Consider the following 1,110-nt stretch of genomic DNA (forward strand, 5'->3'; position numbering starts at 1 on the left):
CTGGTGTCATCGCCCTTCGCCAGACGGTCCCAGTGGAACTTCACCTTCACCCGACCGTATTTGTCCGTCCAGATACTCTCCCCGTTCGGCCCCACCACTTTCGCCGTCTGCGGGCCGTAGGTGCGCGGCCACGCCGTGCTCTGCGCCGGACGGTACACCACCGCCGACGGGATGACCGTGAAATCGGTCCGGTGAATGGTCTCCCCCTCGCCGCTGGCATAGCGGTTCTCTTCGAGGTGGTAACCCGCCGCCGTCACCAGATACTCACCGTTGTCGCTGAAGAACGGCGCGTTGGTTAAGGTGAAGGTGTGCCCCGGCGCAATCCCCGCCGCCGTCGCGGTGGCCTGAATCTGCTGGTGCTCCACCTGCCAGCGCTCCTGACGGATACGGGCATAGAACTCCCCGTGCCCCTTGTCCACAAAGCGACCCGGCCAGTCGTACACGTCAATGCTGCCCGGCTTCGGCGACGCCGGGTTCTGCTGGGCCTGGAACAGCCACGCGTTCGGCTTGCGGAAGTCATAGTCGTCGAGGCTGTAAATCCCCGGCGTCACGCTGTCCTCCAGCGCCCACTGGCTGATGCCCTCTTCATCCGTACTGCCGCCTGACGGCGTCTGGTGGTACGGAATGACCTCATAGCCGCTGAACGGCTGGTACTGAGTGGCGGCATCGGTGAGCACCAGGGTGTGCTTGTCCGCCTCATGGCGGAAGTGATACGCAATCCCCTCCAGCTCCATCAGGCGGCTGATGAAGTCCAGGCTCGACTCCTGATACTGCACGCAGTAGTCCCACACCCGGTAGCTGCCGGTGAGTTTATCCTCAACGTTGACCTGATGCTCGCCGAGCAGGGTTTTCACAATCTGCGGCACCGTATGCCCCTGGAAAATACGCAGGTTACGGTCGCGCTTCATCGGCCACAGGTCAGGCTCCACCGTCAGCTGGTACACCGCATAGCGGGTGCCCGTCAGCTCAACGGCGCTGACCGCCACGCGGGTAATCTTGCCGTTAATATAGCGGGACGTCAGCAGATTCTGCGTCGGGATGGTCACCGTGACCGGCTGGCCCAGCAGCTTACTGCGGTCAATGCGCGCGTCCGTGCCGAGCACGGTCAGC

General features: G+C 63.4%; 1 protein-coding gene. It reads right to left on the bottom strand.

The window, feature by feature from the left end; genetic code table 11:
• A partial coding sequence (locus tag AC0TN7_RS00005; RefSeq protein ID WP_473701742.1) for a type VI secretion system Vgr family protein occupies positions 1 to 1,110 on the bottom strand: 1,110 nt, incomplete at both ends.

Source organism: Enterobacter sp. PL_is511, from assembly GCF_055816065.1.